This window comes from Rhodopseudomonas boonkerdii (assembly GCF_021184025.1).
Classification (GTDB): domain Bacteria; phylum Pseudomonadota; class Alphaproteobacteria; order Rhizobiales; family Xanthobacteraceae; genus Tardiphaga; species Tardiphaga boonkerdii.
Window position 1 is genome coordinate 5,528,861 of sequence record NZ_CP036537.1, and the last position, 16,745, is coordinate 5,545,605.

The window sequence follows — 16,745 nt, forward strand, 5'->3', positions numbered from 1 at the left end:
ACGCGCCACGGAAAGCTGCCCCTCGGGCCATAAGCGATTGCTTCCCTTGGAATGCTAAGAGGGCAAATCAACCAGAAAAGGGTCACGAGGGGCTCGTCGCGGAATACTCCGCTGGGGCGGTAGCGAAGACGCCGGATGACGCGCCGACGAAGAAGGTCGTGAATGAAAAATGATACGGAACTGTACCGTATCAATTTCGTTAAGGCATTAACGCGTTGTCGGTATCGGAGAAACATATGTTGATGCGAAAATTTGCGGCCCTCACGCTCTTTATTGGCGCATGTGGCACATTGGCCCGGGCCCAACAAGGGACACCTGAACAACGCGTAGCTTGCGAATCCGATGCTATTCGCTTTTGTTCGAGATATATTCCTAACGCAGATAGGATTGCGGTATGTTTGAAAGAAAACCGCGACAAGATTAGCGCGACCTGCAACTCCGCTCTGTTTGGCGAGCTAAATTCTGCAAAAAACCCCGGCGTATCCAGACAGAAGTGATGAAGGTCTGCGTAGAAACCATCTGCCATCTTACCGGTGTTTCATCACAAGCGCTGAAGTTCAGGCGAGAATGCATAATGCGCTGTTCTCTGCGAGTGGGAACGGGAGTTATCTGCGGTTTGATCGTATATCTTCTTTGCTCTTGTTCAGCTGAAGCCTTTCGCAGTACAGACGCGGACACCTCACCATCAGGTAAAAACTACACTATTCTTGACGAGATGTCTGTTTACATCCGTTTCAAACCTTCGGCTATCAAGTCGCTGCAAATTGTACGAAGCATATTGCCAGCCGCGAAGGTAGTTGATCTCAGCTTTGATGGTTCTACAAGCAGGCCACTATTTTGGATCAAACTTATACATAACGGTGAAATACGGTTAGGATTTGTAGACTGTATCGCCAACACTTTTACGGAGGCAACCGCGCCTGTCCCTGCAAGTTCGCTGAATAGAGAAGATCGACGAAGTGTCGATGATTTTCTTAATTTATCTTATGACTTTCAAGACGTCATCAGAGTTGCTGAAAATGCTTCGTCGGCATCTGTCTTGAGCGTTGGATTGGCCCGCCTGAGCGATCGGCTCGTATATAGTGTGGTTCGAGTCGTGGCTGATAGGGACCTGACCCGCTTGACGATAGATGCCCTCGATCCAGAACTTTTCCGGCATTAGATATAAACTTCGATGGGATTGCGGTCAGGCCGGTCGGTGGACGCGCAACCGCAGCGGTCGAATCTTCGTGTAAGAGCGGGCATTCGCTTTGCAGTCGATCCTTTACCGTGGCGGAATGTCAGTACGAGATCCTTCGTGGCCGCTCTTTGTTAGGACGACAGACTCAGATCCGCGCAAATAGGATGATCCAACCGATTGCACTGATCTTGCGACCGGCCTGGGCTGGGCTAGAACTTACGGATCGTGATCGGACCACTCGTCACATGAAGATTTGGCCAACAACGCCGCAGAGCAAGACGACCAGCCAAGTTGGCGTCTTCCAGCAGAAGAGACGCACAAATGCACCGATCCCAAAGGCGAAATCCGTCCTGTTCGTGATCCCCGCGGCCCACACTGGATCGTAGAACGCTGCCGGCAGAAGACCCACAACCGCCGCATTCACCCCGGTCAACGCCGCGCGAGCCGCAGGATGACTGCGTAAGTCGTTCCAGAACGGAAGAGCACCCAGCACGATAAAGAAGGACGACAGGAAGATCGCAATTGTGCAGACAAGAGCTGCCTTCCAGCCTCCCACCACAGAGCCGGTGTAGGCGGCGAATGTGAACAGTGGCCCCGGCACGGCCTGAGCCGCTCCATAGCCAGCTAGAAAATCGTTCTCACTTATGAAGTTCGGCGCGACCTCCGCCTTCAGAAGTGGGAGCACGACGTGTCAACCACCGAACACCAGCGCACCTACCCGATAGAAGGTGTCGAACAGAGTCAGCTCTTGGCTCTTCAGCATCGCCGCGATCAAGGGAGCCCCAACAGGAACGCGATGAAGGTGAGCAAGAGGACAGCGCCGACACGCCGGCTGATGGCGAGCGGAAGAGCCGCAGCGGCCGATGGCACGTCGCCCTTCAGAAACATCATTCCGAAGAGCGCCCAAGCACGATGCCACCGATCTGGCCCCATGCGGACGGCAAGACGAAAGCCTCAAGCATTGCTACGGCGGCGACCGAGGCCCGTACCGATCCGGCGTTAGAGTGCGAGCCATCCCCAAGATTGTCAGAGCAACCACGGCTACTGCGGCGACCTTCAGGCCATGAAGCCATCCGCCAGTTGAATTCCCCCGACTGCAGCCACTCCTCGTGCGAAGAGATAGAGAGCGAGCGCCGTTGGTAGTGTGAACGCGGTCCAAGCCGCGAGGGCGCCCCGCCAACCGCTGCGCGACATCCCGATTGCTATACCGACTTGGCTGGGCGCAGGCCCCGGCAGGAACTGGCAGAGGGCGACTGTTCGGCGTCATCGCCTCTGAGACCAAATGAGGGACTTCACGAAAGGAGGATTTCTGGTTCATCGTAGCCGTCAGGAGCGAAGATGAAGCAGAAATCCGAACTGGGCAAAGCGCCCGCAGAACAAGTGCTAAAAGATATCCGGCGGCAGACGCGTCGGCAGTATTCGGCGGAAGAGAAGATCCGTATCGTGCTGGAAGGACTGCGCGGCGAGGAGAACATCTCCGAGCTGTGCCGCCGCGAAGGCATTGCCGCCTCGATGTATTACGGTTGGTCGAAGGAGTTTCTGGAGGCCGGCAAACGCCGCCTGGCGGGTGACACGGCCCGTTCCGCCACGTCCGGTGAGGTGAAAGACCTTCGCCGCGAAGCCTCCGAATTGAAGGAGGTGGTGGCCGACCTGACCCTGGAGAACCGCCTGCTCAAAAAAAGCATGAACGGGGCTGGGGAAAACGAGGCATGAGGTATCCAGCATCCGAGAAATCCGAAATAATCGCGCTGGTCGAGCAATCGCATCTGCCTGCCAGGCGCACGTTGGAAAAGCTCGGCATCCCGCGAGCCACCTTTTATAGATGGTACGATCGCTATCGCGAGGGTGGCATCGAGGCGCTGGCCGATCACCGCTCCAAGCCGGACCGGGTCTGGAATCGCATCCCGGACGATGTCCGCGGTCAGATCGTCGATCTGGCACTGGAACACCCCGAGCTGTCGCCGCGAGAGCTGGCGGTGCGCTTCACCGACGAGAGAAAATACTTTGTCTCCGAGGCTTCGGTCTATCGGCTGCTGAAGGCGCACGACCTGATCACCAGCCCCGCCTATGTGGTGATCAAGGCGGCTAATGAGTTCAAGGACAAGACCACGGCGATCAACCAGCTTTGGCAGACCGACTTCACCTACCTCAAGATCACTGGCTGGGGCTGGTACTATCTATCGACGGTGCTCGACGACTTCTCTCGTTACATTGTGGCCTGGAGGCTTGGTCCCACCATGTGCGCCTCCGACGTCACGGCCACGCTCGATCAGGCGCTTGCCGCCTCAGGCCTGGACCACGTCAATATAAAGCAGCGGCCACGGCTTCTGAGCGACAACGGATCAAGTTACGTCGCGGAAGATCTGGCCACCTGGCTCAAGGGCAAGGATATGCAGCATGTGCGCGGTGCGCCGTATCATCCCCAGACCCAAGGCAAGATCGAGCGCTGGCATCAGACCTTGAAGAACCGCATCCTGCTCGAGAATTACCATTTACCGAGGGACCTCGAACGTCAGGTCAGCGGCTTCGTCGAACACTACAACCATCACCGCTATCATGAGAGCATCGACAACCTCACGCCTGCGGATGTTTACTTCGGCCGAGCCGAAACCATCCTGACTGAGCGTGCGCGCATCAAACGTGAAACCATTGCAAACCGCCGCTTGCAGCATCGATTGCAAGCCGCTTAAACTTTAACCCTAGATGAGCCAGATCCTCCCTTCTCGAAATGCCTGAGCGGTCTCAAATTATCTGACGACGAACACTCAGCGATCTCCGACCGGAAGTAGCCCAGATGTGCCACCGGCCCGCCGAAGGAGGTTAGGCCCAATTTCAGGAAGACGAGGAAAACCTCAAGGGAGCTTCTTTTTTCTGCACCAGTCCCCACGATCTTACCATGCACCGAGGCCGGCTAACCCACTGCATTTGGGTAAACCGTTTATAAGACCAGGGTAGTAACGCTTCGTAGAACTCCCTCTCCAAAAGGGGACTAAGGAAACTTCGGCTGGTCTTGTCACGAGCGCCGTTTGCCGCTGCTAGGTCAGCCCGCCACCTTACACCGTCGGTGAGTGGATCACGTAGCTCGTGGCGTCCCTTTGAGCGCCCGAGAGAACTGCCTGGGCACAAGTCGGGAGCCATAACGAGCGACATCTTCGCGACGGATCATTGGAATGACCTTGCCGAAACGGCGACGAAACATGTCAGTCAAGAGCTGCCGGTGGCCGTCCTCCTCCCCAGCCATTTCATCGAAAATTGCTGCTGTCGCCGGGTATTGCCCGCGAAGCTGCTCGGCAGAGGTGGAATAGATACGCACGTGTCCTCTTCGGACCAGATCGCCAGTGCCAGCAGTGCTCCCGCTAAAAGAGTTAGTAAAACCGGCGTAACGAAAACTCAAACTCATCCGAACCACTTCGGCAAATAGTAGAACAATCCTAAAAATAGGACTATTATCGTTATAAGGCCACGCCTCCGCTGATCTCAGACAGTCATGCATCACTCGTAGCGCCAGTTGGTAATGTCTTGCAAAGCGCAATGCGATGGTTGCCGCGAGCTATCGCCAAATTTAGTGAGAGCGCGGCAGGTCCAGCGACCCTTCGACCGGATCGCACGGTGGCGAAAATTGCTTTCGATGGGGGTGGCCATCCGCAGGTGTTTCCCATGCTCGGCCGGAAAGTCGTAGTGTCGTTTACCGGCGACAAACGCCCCTTCAAGCAACCGACCTCGGACTGGAAGTGCAAGTCCTACGTGGTCCGATGACCACGCTCCGACGCGGCCGCGTCGCCGTCGTGGCCGCTATGTTCCGGTTCGTTGTCTAACCTCCTCTAATCCGCTCCCGGAGCCGCTGGAAGACGACATATAGCATCGGGATCAGGAAGATGCCGATGGAGCTCGCCGCAATCATTCCACCGAAAACTGCGGTCCCCACTGCCCTGCGGCTGATTTGAGCGGCGCCCGTCGCGATGACCAACGGCATAAGACCAAGGATGAATGCTACCGACGTCATCATCACGGCGCGGAAACGCATCTCTGCACCCGAGATCGCGGCCGACACGATGTCGTGCCCCGCCTCCCGCTGCTCCTTGGCGAACTCGACGATCAGAATGCCGTTCTTCGCCGCCAGAGCAATTAGCACGACCAGACCGATCTGGCCGTAGAGGTCGAGACTAAGTCCGGCAATCTTCAAGCCGATAAACGATCCGAGCACGCCGACGACCACCGACAGCAGGACCGGGATTGGGATAGTCCAGCTCTCGTAGAGTGCGACGAGGAACAGATAAGCGAATAAAACGGCAAGACCGAGGATCATTCCCGTCTGTCCGGAAGCGGCCTGTTCCTGATACGCGGTGCCCGTCCATTCGAAGCTGTAACCGAGCGGAAGCGTGTCGTTTGACACCTTCGTCATCGCCTCCAGCGCGGTACCGGACGAAACGCCCGGCGCGGGACCGCCGTTGACGGTGATTGCTCGATAGTTGTTGTAGCGCGTGATCACCTGCGGGCCGAGCTCTGTTTTCATTTCAGCGATCGACCGGAGCGGCACCATCTCGTTCCGATTGTTCCGGACATAGATCTGCCAAATATCGCGGATGTCGTTGCGGTTCGCGGCCTCGCCCTGGACGTTCACCTGCCACGTTCGACCGAGCATGTTGAAGTTGTTGACGTAAACGCCGCCGAGCGTTGCCTGCAACGCGGTGAAGACATCACTCATGTTGAGACCCAGGGCCTGCGCCTTGGCGCGATCGATGTCGAGATAAAGAGACGGGTTCGACGCGGTGAAGGTAGAGAACACGCGTGCCAGTTCCGGATCCTTGTTGGCGGCCGCAAGCAGGCCGCCCGTGACGCTGTTCATGGCCGCAGGATCTTGTCCTTCCAGAGCTTCGAGCACGTATTCAAAGCCGCCGCCCGTCGAGAGACCGATCACGGGTGGAAGGTTGAATGCGACGACATTCGCCTCTCGGACCTTCTGTCCTTCCCGGAACACCTGCCTAATCACGCTTTGCGCCGCATCGGCCGCAGCATTGCGGTCCTCGAACGGCTTAAGGCGAACGACCATAAACGCATTGTTCGGCAAGGCGCCGCCATCGAGCAGAGAATACCCGACGATCGACATCGTATGGCTTACAGCCGGGATCTTCTTGACGATCTCTTCGACCTGTTTCGTCACCTCACCGGTGCGACCGACGGAGGCACCGTTCGGCAACTGGACCATCACGAAGAACGCGCCCTGATCCTCTTCCGGAAGGAACCCGGTAGGCGTGATCCGGGACAGGCCGAAGATGCCGACAGCAAATACTGCAACTGCGACAAGTGAAAAAGCCGAGACTCGGACAAGACGTCGGACCCCGCCCGCGTATTTGTCGCGACTCCAGTCGATCCCTCGCATGACTTTCGCGATGAAACCTTTACGCGGTCCGGAATGCCGCAGGAAGATCGCGCAAAGGGCTGGCGACAAGGTCAGGGCATTGATAGCTGATATAAGCATCGCGGCGCTGATCGTAACGGCGAATTGTCTGAACAAGGTGCCCGAAACCCCTGGTATGAAGGCGATGGGGACGAACACCGACAGCAGGACGAGCGTGATCGCGATGATCGGCGCTGTGATCTGGGACATCGCCTTGCGCGTCGCTTCCGTCGGCGACAAATCCGGCTCCTCCTCCATCACGCGTTCGACGTTCTCGACGACAACGATGGCATCATCGACCACGATGCCGATCGCAAGTACCATCGCAAGCAACGAAACCGTGTTGGCCGAATAGCCCATCGCTAAAAGGACAGCGAACGACCCGATCAGGCTGACAGGCACGGCAATGGTCGGCACGATGGTAGCCCGAAGACTGCCGAGAAAAAGGTAGACGACAATGACGACGAGAACGAATGCTTCGCCAAGCGTTCGGAGGACTTCGTGGATCGTGTCGGCTACGAACGTGGTGGTGTCGAACTGGACGAGGTATTTCAGGCCTAGGGGGAAGCGCGGCGAAAGTTTTTTCAACGTATCCTGAACGGCAGCGGCCGTCGTCACCGCATTGGCGCCGGGAGCGAGGTAGATGCCGATGCCAACGCCCGGGCGTCCGTCGATCCTGGACTCCGAGTCCAGGTTCTGGGCGCCGATCTCGACGCGGGCCACGTCGCCGACGGTGAGAATCGAGCCGTCCGGATTGGCCCGCAGCACGATCTTCGCGAACTGCTCGGGCGTCGATAGCCGCCCCTGGGTCTGCACGTTGAACTGAAACTGCTGATCGTCGCTGATCGGACGGGCACCGACGCGGCCAACGGCCGCCTGCGTGCTCTGGGCGCGAATGGCGTTCACGACATCCGAGGGAGCGAGATTGAGGCTGGTCAGACGCTGGGTATCGAACCAGATCCGCATCGAATAATTCATTTTCGCGAACAACGATGCCTGACCGACGCCTGGCGTGCGCGAAATCGCGTCAAGGACGTTGACCACGGCATAATTTGTGATGAAGACTGGGTCCTGCTCGCCGTTCTCGCTGTATAAGACGACGAATTGCAAGATGGCCGAAGACTTCTTCTGTACCGTCAGTCCCTGGAGCTGCACCTCCTGCGGCAACTGCGCCAGGGCGGCCTGAACCCGGTTGTTCACGTTGACGGTGTTGATGTCGGGGTTCGATCCGAGCGCAAAGCTGGCCGTGAGCGTGTAGGTGCCATCGTTGCCGCTGGTCGATTTCATATAGAGCATCTTATCGACGCCTACGACCTGCGCTTCGAGGGGCTGCGCCACGCTCGCTTCCACCACCGAAGCGGAAGCGCCGGGAAACGTTCCGCTGACGGTAACCTGCGGCGGAACGATATCAGGAAATTGCGCGACCGGAATCTGAGTAAGGGCCAACAGGCCCGCAATACAGGTCACGAACGCGATGACGATGGCCAACCTTGGTCGGCTGATGAAAACCGAAGAGATCATTTCGCGGCACCCGAGTTTTTCGGAGCGACGCCCCCCGGTGCGTTCGGATCCGACCGGTCCATGGTGGACTGCATTTGCGCGCTGACAGGCCCGGGAGCGACCGGCTGACCGGGCCTGGCGCGTTGCACGCCCTCCGCAACCACTTTGTCACCGACCTTCAGGCCATCGACCACGGAGGCAACCTCAGCGGTGGACTGACCGAGTTTGATACGCCGCTGCTCGATCTTGTTCTCCGCCCCCACGACAAACACGTAGTCGCCCTTCTGATCGCTCAACACGGCAGCGCGCGGGATCGCGGGAAGAGAAACGGGCGCCACGCCCTCGAGCAGAACGGTGACGAACTCGCCATCCGTCAGTTCGCGGTCGCCGAGCGTGGTCTTGGGATTGGGGATTGTACCGCGCACGGTCAAAGTATCGGTGTTCCGGGAGATCGTGTTGTCAGCAAAGTTCAGATGACCGGTCTGCCTGTAGGTTCGGCCATCAGGAAGCTTCAGCCGGATCACGACGGCGTTGTAGCCGCCCTTCCCCGCATATTGCGTCCGCAGTTCCAAGACCTGGCGGACCGAGATCGGGAAGGTTACGTACATCGGGTCCTGACTGACAATGGTGGTCAGTTCGCCCGATGTTGGGGTGACCACGTTTCCTTCGGTGACCGAGGTTCGTCCGATGCGGCCGTTGATGGGCGACCGGATATCCGTGTAGTCCACGTTGATCTGCGAGAGACTGACCTGTGCCTGAGCGGCCTGAACCTGAGCCTCGAGGCTCTTCTGGTTGGCGATCGCCGAGTCGAAGTTGGCCTGCGTACCGGCGGGTCCCTGCAGAAGTATACGCTGCCGCTCCGTGGTTGTCGTCGCATTCTGGAGCGTGGCCTGGAGTTGCGCGACCTGCGCCTTCTTGGCGTTCAGGTCCGCTTCGAAAGACGCTCGCTCAAGCGCGTAGAGCCGGTCGCCAGTGGCAACCTCGTTGCCTTCCTCGAACAAGCGCTTGTTGAGGAAGGCCGTCACGCGTGCCACGACGCTGACGCGATTGACCGCCTCGACGCGGCCGAGAAACTCGCTCGTCTCGATGATCGGTCGTTGGGCGACGTCGATGACGCCGACTGCAGGCGGAGCGCTTTGCGGAGCCTGCGCAACTGCAGGTCCGGAGACAGCCACAAGGAGGAACGCTCCAATCGGGATGGCCTTATTGGGAAACATCGTGTCTATCCTGGTGGGAATGAGAGAGCCGAAGTTGAACTGAATTTTCGAGATCAAATTCCCTCGGAGCGAGGTCCGACCGCCTGCGCTCTGATCACGCGCAGCAGTTTCCGCTCGATGATCTCGAGCGCGCCGTAGAATTCTTCAAGCGATGTATCGTCGAGCGCTTCGAAAAGCCTGCTCCTTGCCGGGTCAGGGCGCGCGCGAAGCCGCTGGATTCTCGCCCTTCCTTCCTGAGTAAGCGACAGGATCGCCATCCTGCTGTTCCATGGCGCGATTTCACGCGCGAGGTAACCCAATATCTCAAGTTGCTTGGCCTGTCCGACGACGAAACGGACGTCGCGCATGAGAGATTTGGCCGCCTGAAGTGTCGTCACGCCCTTGCCGCGATCCAGATCAACGACGGCGAGAATGAGGTTAATGTGGTCAACCGATACATCAAGGCTATCCGCCCAAAGCTCCTTCAGACGGCTCAACTGGTCGTTGATCGCGCCAATCTTGCGAAGGGTATCGCGCTCCGCACTGGACCGCGTCGACCATCCGCTCGGCAAAAGCTCCGCTCGATCACTTCCGTCAGTTTCCATCGCGCTTCGGGAAATTTGACTAGAACTAAACGGAACGGTATCGTAAATCATATAGGGATTGCAAGCCGCCTCGGCACAAATGTGCTCGCCCGGAGGTCCCGTAATGGAGTATATGACAGCAAGCCGGAAAAGAGAGCCGCACGCTTGGACGTCCCTTTCTCCGCATCCTAAAAATCGGTGACCGGGAAATTCCCTAGGTCCGGTTTCGATCGCATGTCCATCGAAGTGATTGCGCTCGCCGGCGAAACCTCTAGCCGCGTCCCTGCTGGAGGATTCTAGCATCTTTCGCGGCATGTTCCGGGCCAGCTGGCTGTCAACACCCGGCTTCGTACGCTGTTTATGAGAGTACTATACAATTACGGTTTCAAGAAAGGATCCTCCGGTAATGCCTGATTAAATTCTCTGCCTCTGACTGACGGCGCAATCGGTACTCGATGATTGGTCCGATCGGACGAGAAAGTCCGGATGCTCGGGCTTTAGGCCCGTTCCGAGCTTCGGGCCGATCGGAGAACGAACTGCGCAAGGCGGCTCGGATTGATGGGTCGAACGTTTTGCTGCCGAATGCCTTATTCCGCCAGGCCGGCTGCGATGGTTTTCGACGTCCCCCCGCTCTTGCACGTAGATCCGCGCGAGATCCGATACTTGCTGCTCGATTACTGCCGAAATCGACAATCGATGCATCATGCCCTCGTTGATACAGGAGCGCCCCTGTTGAAGGCTATCGCCTCGCTCTCCGGGAGGCGTTACGCTGGCAATAACCCGCCCCCCCCCCCCCCCCCGGGCGTATACAAGTCGTTCGCAGCTTCAGACCGTCAAAACAAGCTTGTCGTAACGGTTCGCTTGGCAAGTTCGGCCTCTATGGAAACGGCTTTCTCCGAGGTCGTGTTGCCCAGCTTGGCCACGCTCTGCTGTACGGCGAACATCAAGATCCAGCTGCTTGGCTGGTTCGCGGGAGCTTGGGCTGGTTCATCGACGTCCTCAACCGCCTAGCGCGACCCGAAATCCGGCTGGACCAGGAACGCATCTTGATAAACCACACCGTTCCGTATTACGCCTCGCATGCGTTCACGGGAAGCGACCGCAGTTCCAAAAAGGGTCATCCGCGAGATGAGCGAATGCGTCATCGGAGGCCAGCCCCATAATCGAATCCTCGGGTCTGCAACCCGGGCTTTCCTAAAATGGGGTTACCATGGGGCTCGCTCGACGAGATAGCAGTCCGAGCTGGAGCATCCAAACGTAAAATTTATTCGCGGTATTTGGGCAAGATGGACCTGTTCCGTTCCGCCGTGCAGATCGTCATGTCGGGGTGGAGAGGCAGCATGCCGGAACTTTAAACGCGGCAGCGCAGCTTGGAAGCTGTGCTGGAATCGCTTGCTTGCGATCTCGCCGACTTATGGTGCCAGCCTCTGTCCCGGAAGGCACAACGTCTCGCACTCGCGGAGAAAAGAGCTGCTTGTATTCCGGCAACGCAGCTTGCGCCTCCAAGAGGAGTGGTCGCCGAGAAACGAAGATCATCGATGCCAAGATTTGTTATGAAGTCCTCTGCTACGACCACCGAATTCGAATAGGGAATGATACCATCGATTTCTTTCGGCGACAGTCTGGCGTCGTCGATTGCTTTTAAAGAGGCCTCGAGTTGAAGCGCCAGAACGCTTTTTCCCGAGTTGCGACTGTAACTGGTTTCGCCGATACCAGTTATGGCGATACGCTCACGAAGCGACATATGAGGTCCTCTCGATCACAATTATTTTTAACTAACTGAAATCTGCGCCTTACACACATTCATCATTAGTTACTTCGATCCGGCTGCAAGCATGAGGACGGAGCATCGGCTCTAACCTTCCCTGGGTTCTCATCCTGTGGTGCGGGCGAAAGAATACGGGATGCCTTACTTGACCCAGCCATTAAAGAAAGTGAGGATGCCGTTTCTAACGAACGTTAGAATTATTGACTTGTGAAAGCAAGCCCCTGTCGGGCGGGCGCTGACTGATGATTTGATTTAAGAAGCGAAAACCTCGCACATCGAGCGCCGGTTCATGCGGTAGCTTTTGCAAGGAGCGCTTGGCGGAGGAGAATGCTCATGGATTTGAGCTATGGCCCCAGATACCTAGCGCTACGAGAAGAGGTGCGCGACTTCATAAAGCAATACGGCGATCAGTCGCCCCGTACAGGAGGCGGTCGTAAACGACCGGACAAGCGGGCGCTGGATTGGCAGCGCCTGCTTCTCCAGCGTGGATACTTCGCGCGCACCATTCCCAAGGAGTACGGCGGCTTCGGCCTTCCGCTAGACGTAATGGAATTGGCGATCATAGCAGACGAATTTTCGACGGCCGGTGTTTCTGCAGGCATCATGAATCAGGGAATCTCGATGCTTGTACCGACCCTTCTTGAGGTTGGATCCAGAGAGCAGTGCGCAAAATGGATCGGTCCGACCATCCGCGGCGAGGTCATCTGGTGTCAAGGATATTCCGAACCGGGGTCTGGTTCAGACTTGGCAGCTGTAAAAACACATGCGTATGTGGATGACGGTCGTTTTGTAATCAATGGTCAAAAAATCTGGACCAGTTCGGCGCACTTTGCTGACATGATGTTCCTGCTGTGCCGCACCGATGCAGATAAGGGCAAACACGGCGGACTTTCGTATCTCTTAATCCCAATGAGTGCCGAAGGAATCGAGGTCCGTCCACTCATAACAATGACCGGGCGAGCCGAATTTAACGAGACTTTCCTTACCAATGTGCGCGTTCCAATCGACCAGACCGTAATGCAGCGAGGCGATGGCTGGCACGTCGCTAACGTGACTTCGAAATACGAACGCCTTCTCCTTGGCGATCCCAATAAGCTCGCACATCGGCTTGCCCGGGTCATAGAGTTGATGAGAAGGACTTCTTTAATAGGTGTGCCGACAATTGAAATTCCGGAGTATCGCGATCGGCTTCTCAAGCTTCAAGGTGAAGTCCTTGCATCGAAATTCCACGGTCTTCGATTGCTGAGTGAGCAGTCCAGAGATGAAGAGTCGGGTGTCAGGCGCCTGATCGTAAAGCTAAACGGCACCATGATTGCCTACCGCTTGTCTTCGTTGGCCGTCGACGTGCTTGGTGCGGCAGGTCTGTCTTATGAGCCTAAAGGTGAAGCACTAGAAGACGATGAGGCAACGACTTGGCAGATCGACAACATGTACGATATCGGTCTGATCATCGGTGGTGGCTCGTCCAATATCCAAAAGAACATCATCGGAGAGCGCGGACTTGGTTTGCCCCGCGAGCCGACCGCGAATACAAAATCCGCCCAAAAGGTATGAGACATGGAGTTTGGTCTTAGCAACGAACAGCAGCTACTTGAGAGCTCGCTGCGCCGATTTCTGGAAGGAGAGCTCTCTATCGAGAGGTTGCGCAAGGTCGCCGGAATTGGCACCGGATTTGATGCAGCGCTGTGGGAGGGCTTGGTGGGACAGGGGATTGTGGGATTTCTGGTCCCGGAGCATTTCGGGGGCACCGGACTGGCGTTGCTGGACGCGGCAGTTGTTGCGGAAAGTCTCGGCTATCATGTTACGCCTCTACCGTTTCTGGCCAGCGTCGTGATGGCGCCGCTTACGTTGATGTCTTTTGGCAGCGAGGCGCAGCAAGCGGAATGGCTTCCCAAGATAGCGAGCGGCGAAGTTAAAATGAGTATGGCGTTCGTGGACGGAGCCGGGCAAACAGGATGCAATTCAGCATGGCTGAAAGGCAACATGCTTAGTGGCCATTTGACCGGAGTGCTCGACGCTGGAGCCGCATCTCACGTCCTCGTGCTCTTAACTGATGGTCGGGCAGCACTTGTTGACGCTCATGATACAGGGGTCACTGTTGACGTGCATGCAAGCATTGATCGGACTCGGCCTATATCCAGCTACGCTTTCAGTGGAGCTAAAGCAATCATTCTAGATGCAGCTGCCGATGCACACGAAGCTGCGACCCGTGTTATTGATGCGGGAAGACTGGTCCTCGCCGCAGATACCCTAGGAGCTGCGCAGTTCATGTTCGACCGAGCTCTCGATTATTCGAAAGAGAGGGTTCAATTCGATCGCGCCATCGGTTCCTTTCAGGCTGTCAAGCATACAATTGCAGATCTAGCGACAATGTTAGAACCTTGTCGCGCGCTGGTATGGTACGCCGCCTATGCGCAAGATGCATTGCCTGAGGAAGCTCGCATTATGGCCCTGCATGCCAAGGCTCATGTGAGCGAAGTCGGCAGGGAAGTTGCTCGTCTGACCACGGAACTGCATGGGGGCATGGGATTCACCGACCTGCTCGGACTGCACTACTGGTTCAAGCGCATCGCATTTGACCGTCAGATCTTGGGAGCGCCTGAGTATTGTCGGCGAGAAGCTGCAAAGGTGCAGGGTTGGCTGGTAGCGTAATTAATCTCAAATCTGGCATTCGGTTCTGCCGGCACCTGGCCGCAAGTCCTCAAACGCATGGGAGGCAAGCTGATCACCCATCAACTTGTACAGCATTGGGAAACGGACCCGATCACCTTGATCCCAGATGGATAGACGGACCTTTTCTGATCTGGGCCGAATTGCGCAACTCCTGTCCCGCTGTGCTTGAGAAGGGCTTTCAGCGTGGATACTTATCGTTGAAGGCTGTCCGTATAAGCTAGATCAAGATCCCAGCTTTTTATCGCAACCCGATCTCCCGAGCCACTTGAAACGCCCGCCATTAGTAAACCCTGCTTTCTAACTTTAACTGCATCTAAAATCACACGCACTTCGCATGATGTCGCCGCTCTTATACTCAGGACCTAACAGGCACGAGAGTTTCCGAAGCACGATAAAATCTTAGAGGCCTTAGAAAGATCGACTTAGCCTATACGGGACTTGACCGGCGTCGAGGATAGCATCATAGTTTCGAACACGTGTTAGAAACTTTGCAAAACGCATGGTTCTGAACGACGTGTTGGTGCAGGCGTTGCCTGCAATCGAAGTGCTTTATGTCTGGGGTCACAACCGATCCGCCTCCTGCAAGCCGAGCGTAGGCGTAAAGCCGTTCTCTGGTGGGGCGACGCTCCTTGCGGGCAAAGTGTGTTAGGCTTTCCTAACAAGCACTGCGCTGATATTCTGGATCAATACTAAGACAAGATCTTGGATAATTACTAAGCTGAGTTCCTAGGTATTGCGAGGGCGGAAATATTGGCTTTAACTATTGCACAGTTGAACGAACGGCTTTCGATCTCACCTTTTCATCAATGGCTAGGATTGCGGATCACCGCCGCTGACTCTCATGAGTTGACGCTGGAAATGCCTTGGCGCCACGAAGTAGTATCTAACCCTCTGCTTTCTTCTGCCCATGGCGGGATATTGGCCGCCTTGATAGATTTGACTGGCTTGTATGCTATTCTTGCCGCTGGAGGAGTAGCGCGTGCAACCATCAACATGCAGGTCGATTTCCATAGGCCTGCTACTCCTGGGCGGCTGCGTTCGATCGGCCGCCCCATAAAGCTGGGGCGTCAACTTAGCGTCGCTGAAACACGCGTTCTTGATGACGAGGGGAAACTTCTCAGCAGCGGTCGAGGAACGTATATTGGCTGATACATTCTCGTCCAATGCAATATTGCAATAGGCGTCGAACGATTTTCATGTGTGACTCCCAAGAGTAGTCCGCAAGCGAATTATAATGCCGTAGAACATTCCTGCTAAGGTCGTCGGCTCCGCTCAATTGTGTTTGTCGGCGTTTGTCATAATTCCTCTGGGCTGCAAATGAGGGCCACATGACTGGACAGACCAACCCGCGATCTGCCGCAACACTGATGCTTGCACGCGACGGCGCTGATGGTATCGAGCTATTTATGGTCGTTCGACACCATGAGATAGAATTTGCTTCTGGGGCTTTAGTTTTTCCTGGAGGCGCCGTTAATCAATCTGACGCCGATCCGAGATGGCGCCACCTAGCCGAGGGAGTCGAAGGGCTTACTGATCAGATGCTAGGTCTTATGGCTGCAGCTGCCCGCGAAGCTTTCGAAGAATGCGGCGTGCTTTTCGCTCGCGAGTCTCGAGGGGCCGCGTTGGTTGATGGCGAGCGTGCAGAAACTTTGGGTAATGCATATCGTGAGAAGATTGAAGTTGGTACACTAGGGTTCGCAGACATGATCGAGCGGGAAGGGCTTGTTGCGGCCTTCGATCGGCTCGTGCATTTTGGACACTGGATTACGCCTGCACATATGCCAAAGCGCTTCGATACTTATTTTTTCCTTGCAGAAGCGCCGATGAATCATGTCCTGCAGCACGATGGGCACGAAGCCGTCGACTCCGTATGGATCACCCCACGCCAAGCGCGCATCGACGCCGACGCCAACAGGCGAACGGTGCTGTTTCCTACTCTGCTAAATCTTGAGAAAGTTGATCGTCACCGCACCGTCACGGCCGCCCTTGCGGCCACACAGAACGACAGAATCGTAACAGTTAGGCCAGAAGTATTGACGTCTGCAGACGGCAGGATACTGCGCATCCCATTGGAGGCGGGGTATGGCTCGGCAGAATTTCTAGTTGTCGGAGAGCCAGGTCAGAACGCTCGCATCGTTAGGTTATCGGCCACAGATACCGCGAGAGGTAGCGCTGGTTAGCGCTATTGATGGAGCCGCTAATTCAACACGCGATTGAAAAAGAACGAGGGTGGTAGCGCTCAAAGTTTTGCATCTGTAAAGAAACGGTCGAATGGGCGGGAGTTGGCGTAGCGTCTTGTAGCTTGCATTACCGCTGACAGAAACGATTGGAGGTGCGTAGAGATCAGGCGGACTTGGCCGCTCTTCAACGGCTTTTCGGACCAGCTAATGCAAGCCACCCGTCGTTGCGAATTGTTCAGATTTCTGCGGCTTGTAACGCGACGCTC

General features: G+C 56.4%; 14 protein-coding genes and 1 pseudogene. 7 read left to right on the forward strand and 8 right to left on the reverse strand.

The genetic code is table 11. From position 1 onward, the window contains the following. Window positions 1–616 precede the first annotated feature (616 nt). A complete protein-coding gene (locus tag E0H22_RS25395) occupies window positions 617–1,162 on the forward strand; it encodes a hypothetical protein (protein ID WP_233023657.1) in 546 nt (181 codons plus the stop codon). A 259-nt stretch (window positions 1,163–1,421) separates the two neighbouring features. Here E0H22_RS25395 and E0H22_RS25400 read toward each other — a convergent pair whose 3' ends face one another. Together E0H22_RS25400 and E0H22_RS25405 are read right to left on the reverse strand one after the other, a co-directional pair. Further along, complete coding sequence (locus E0H22_RS25400; RefSeq protein WP_233023658.1) at window positions 1,422–1,865, reverse strand: chromate transporter; 444 nt, start codon at window positions 1,863–1,865, stop codon at window positions 1,422–1,424. 371 nt (window positions 1,866–2,236) lie between these two features. Continuing rightward, window positions 2,237–2,416: a chromate transporter gene (locus E0H22_RS25405; RefSeq protein WP_347340843.1), complete on the reverse strand. Its 180-nt coding sequence runs from the start codon at window positions 2,414–2,416 to the stop codon at window positions 2,237–2,239. Window positions 2,417–2,518: 102 nt separating this feature from the next. Between E0H22_RS25405 and E0H22_RS25410 the strand changes: the two genes are divergently transcribed. After that, window positions 2,519–3,870, forward strand: a protein-coding gene (locus tag E0H22_RS25410; RefSeq protein WP_151612149.1) for an IS3 family transposase whose coding sequence is annotated in 2 segments (ribosomal slippage) — window positions 2,519–2,855 and window positions 2,855–3,870 — 1,353 coding nt in all. Because the reading frame shifts where the segments join, the coding sequence is not laid out codon by codon here. An 80-nt stretch (window positions 3,871–3,950) separates the two neighbouring features. Here E0H22_RS25410 and E0H22_RS26095 read toward each other — a convergent pair. After that, window positions 3,951–4,070 (reverse strand): annotated as a pseudogene (locus tag E0H22_RS26095) (chromate transporter); the annotation flags it as partial. A gap of 183 nt (window positions 4,071–4,253) precedes the next feature. Beyond that, window positions 4,254–4,493 (reverse strand): ferritin family protein, encoded by a 240-nt coding sequence (locus E0H22_RS25415; protein ID WP_430715189.1) that lies wholly within the window; start codon window positions 4,491–4,493, stop codon window positions 4,254–4,256. 296 nt (window positions 4,494–4,789) lie between these two features. On the opposite strand from E0H22_RS25415, the gene E0H22_RS25420 reads away from it, so the two are divergent. After that, window positions 4,790–4,936, forward strand: coding sequence for a hypothetical protein (locus E0H22_RS25420; RefSeq protein WP_233026621.1), 147 nt, complete (start codon window positions 4,790–4,792; stop codon window positions 4,934–4,936). Window positions 4,937–4,991: 55 nt separating this feature from the next. On the opposite strand, the gene E0H22_RS25425 is transcribed toward E0H22_RS25420, so the two are convergent. The 4 genes from E0H22_RS25425 to E0H22_RS25440 form a co-directional block, all read right to left on the reverse strand. Further along, on the reverse strand, window positions 4,992–8,099 hold the full coding sequence (locus E0H22_RS25425; protein ID WP_233023659.1) for an efflux RND transporter permease subunit: 3,108 nt from the start codon (window positions 8,097–8,099) through the stop codon (window positions 4,992–4,994). Next, window positions 8,096–9,295, reverse strand: coding sequence for an efflux RND transporter periplasmic adaptor subunit (locus E0H22_RS25430; RefSeq protein ID WP_233023660.1), 1,200 nt, complete (start codon window positions 9,293–9,295; stop codon window positions 8,096–8,098). Before E0H22_RS25430 ends, E0H22_RS25425 begins: the two co-directional genes overlap by 4 nt. 53 nt (window positions 9,296–9,348) lie before the next feature. After that, window positions 9,349–9,930: a MarR family winged helix-turn-helix transcriptional regulator gene (locus E0H22_RS25435; protein ID WP_233023661.1), complete on the reverse strand. Its 582-nt coding sequence runs from the start codon at window positions 9,928–9,930 to the stop codon at window positions 9,349–9,351. 1,279 nt (window positions 9,931–11,209) lie between these two features. Beyond that, window positions 11,210–11,602: a beta-ketoacyl-[acyl-carrier-protein] synthase family protein gene (locus E0H22_RS25440; RefSeq protein ID WP_233023662.1), complete on the reverse strand. Its 393-nt coding sequence runs from the start codon at window positions 11,600–11,602 to the stop codon at window positions 11,210–11,212. 357 nt (window positions 11,603–11,959) lie between these two features. On the opposite strand from E0H22_RS25440, the gene E0H22_RS25445 reads away from it, so the two are divergent. From E0H22_RS25445 to E0H22_RS25460, 4 genes are all read left to right on the forward strand, one after another. Then, on the forward strand, window positions 11,960–13,180 hold the full coding sequence (locus E0H22_RS25445) for an acyl-CoA dehydrogenase family protein (protein ID WP_233023663.1): 1,221 nt from the start codon (window positions 11,960–11,962) through the stop codon (window positions 13,178–13,180). 3 nt (window positions 13,181–13,183) lie between these two features. Next, complete coding sequence (locus tag E0H22_RS25450; RefSeq protein ID WP_233023625.1) at window positions 13,184–14,278, forward strand: acyl-CoA dehydrogenase family protein; 1,095 nt, start codon at window positions 13,184–13,186, stop codon at window positions 14,276–14,278. A gap of 771 nt (window positions 14,279–15,049) precedes the next feature. After that, window positions 15,050–15,448, forward strand: coding sequence for a hotdog fold thioesterase (locus E0H22_RS25455; RefSeq protein ID WP_233023664.1), 399 nt, complete (start codon window positions 15,050–15,052; stop codon window positions 15,446–15,448). A gap of 179 nt (window positions 15,449–15,627) precedes the next feature. Further along, window positions 15,628–16,479: an NUDIX hydrolase gene (locus tag E0H22_RS25460; protein ID WP_233023665.1), complete on the forward strand. Its 852-nt coding sequence runs from the start codon at window positions 15,628–15,630 to the stop codon at window positions 16,477–16,479. The last annotated feature ends 266 nt before the right edge of the window (window positions 16,480–16,745 follow it).

Coding starts and splice junctions, on each gene's coding strand:
- E0H22_RS25440 (WP_233023662.1), bottom strand. CDS start 11,602: ATGTCGCTTCGTGAGCGTATCGCCATAACTGGTATCGGCGAAACCAGT.
- E0H22_RS25435 (WP_233023661.1), bottom strand. CDS start 9,930: ATGATTTACGATACCGTTCCGTTTAGTTCTAGTCAAATTTCCCGAAGC.
- E0H22_RS25450 (WP_233023625.1), top strand. CDS start 13,184: ATGGAGTTTGGTCTTAGCAACGAACAGCAGCTACTTGAGAGCTCGCTG.
- E0H22_RS25425 (WP_233023659.1), bottom strand. CDS start 8,099: ATGATCTCTTCGGTTTTCATCAGCCGACCAAGGTTGGCCATCGTCATC.
- E0H22_RS25445 (WP_233023663.1), top strand. CDS start 11,960: ATGGATTTGAGCTATGGCCCCAGATACCTAGCGCTACGAGAAGAGGTG.
- E0H22_RS25430 (WP_233023660.1), bottom strand. CDS start 9,295: ATGTTTCCCAATAAGGCCATCCCGATTGGAGCGTTCCTCCTTGTGGCT.
- E0H22_RS25460 (WP_233023665.1), top strand. CDS start 15,628: ATGACTGGACAGACCAACCCGCGATCTGCCGCAACACTGATGCTTGCA.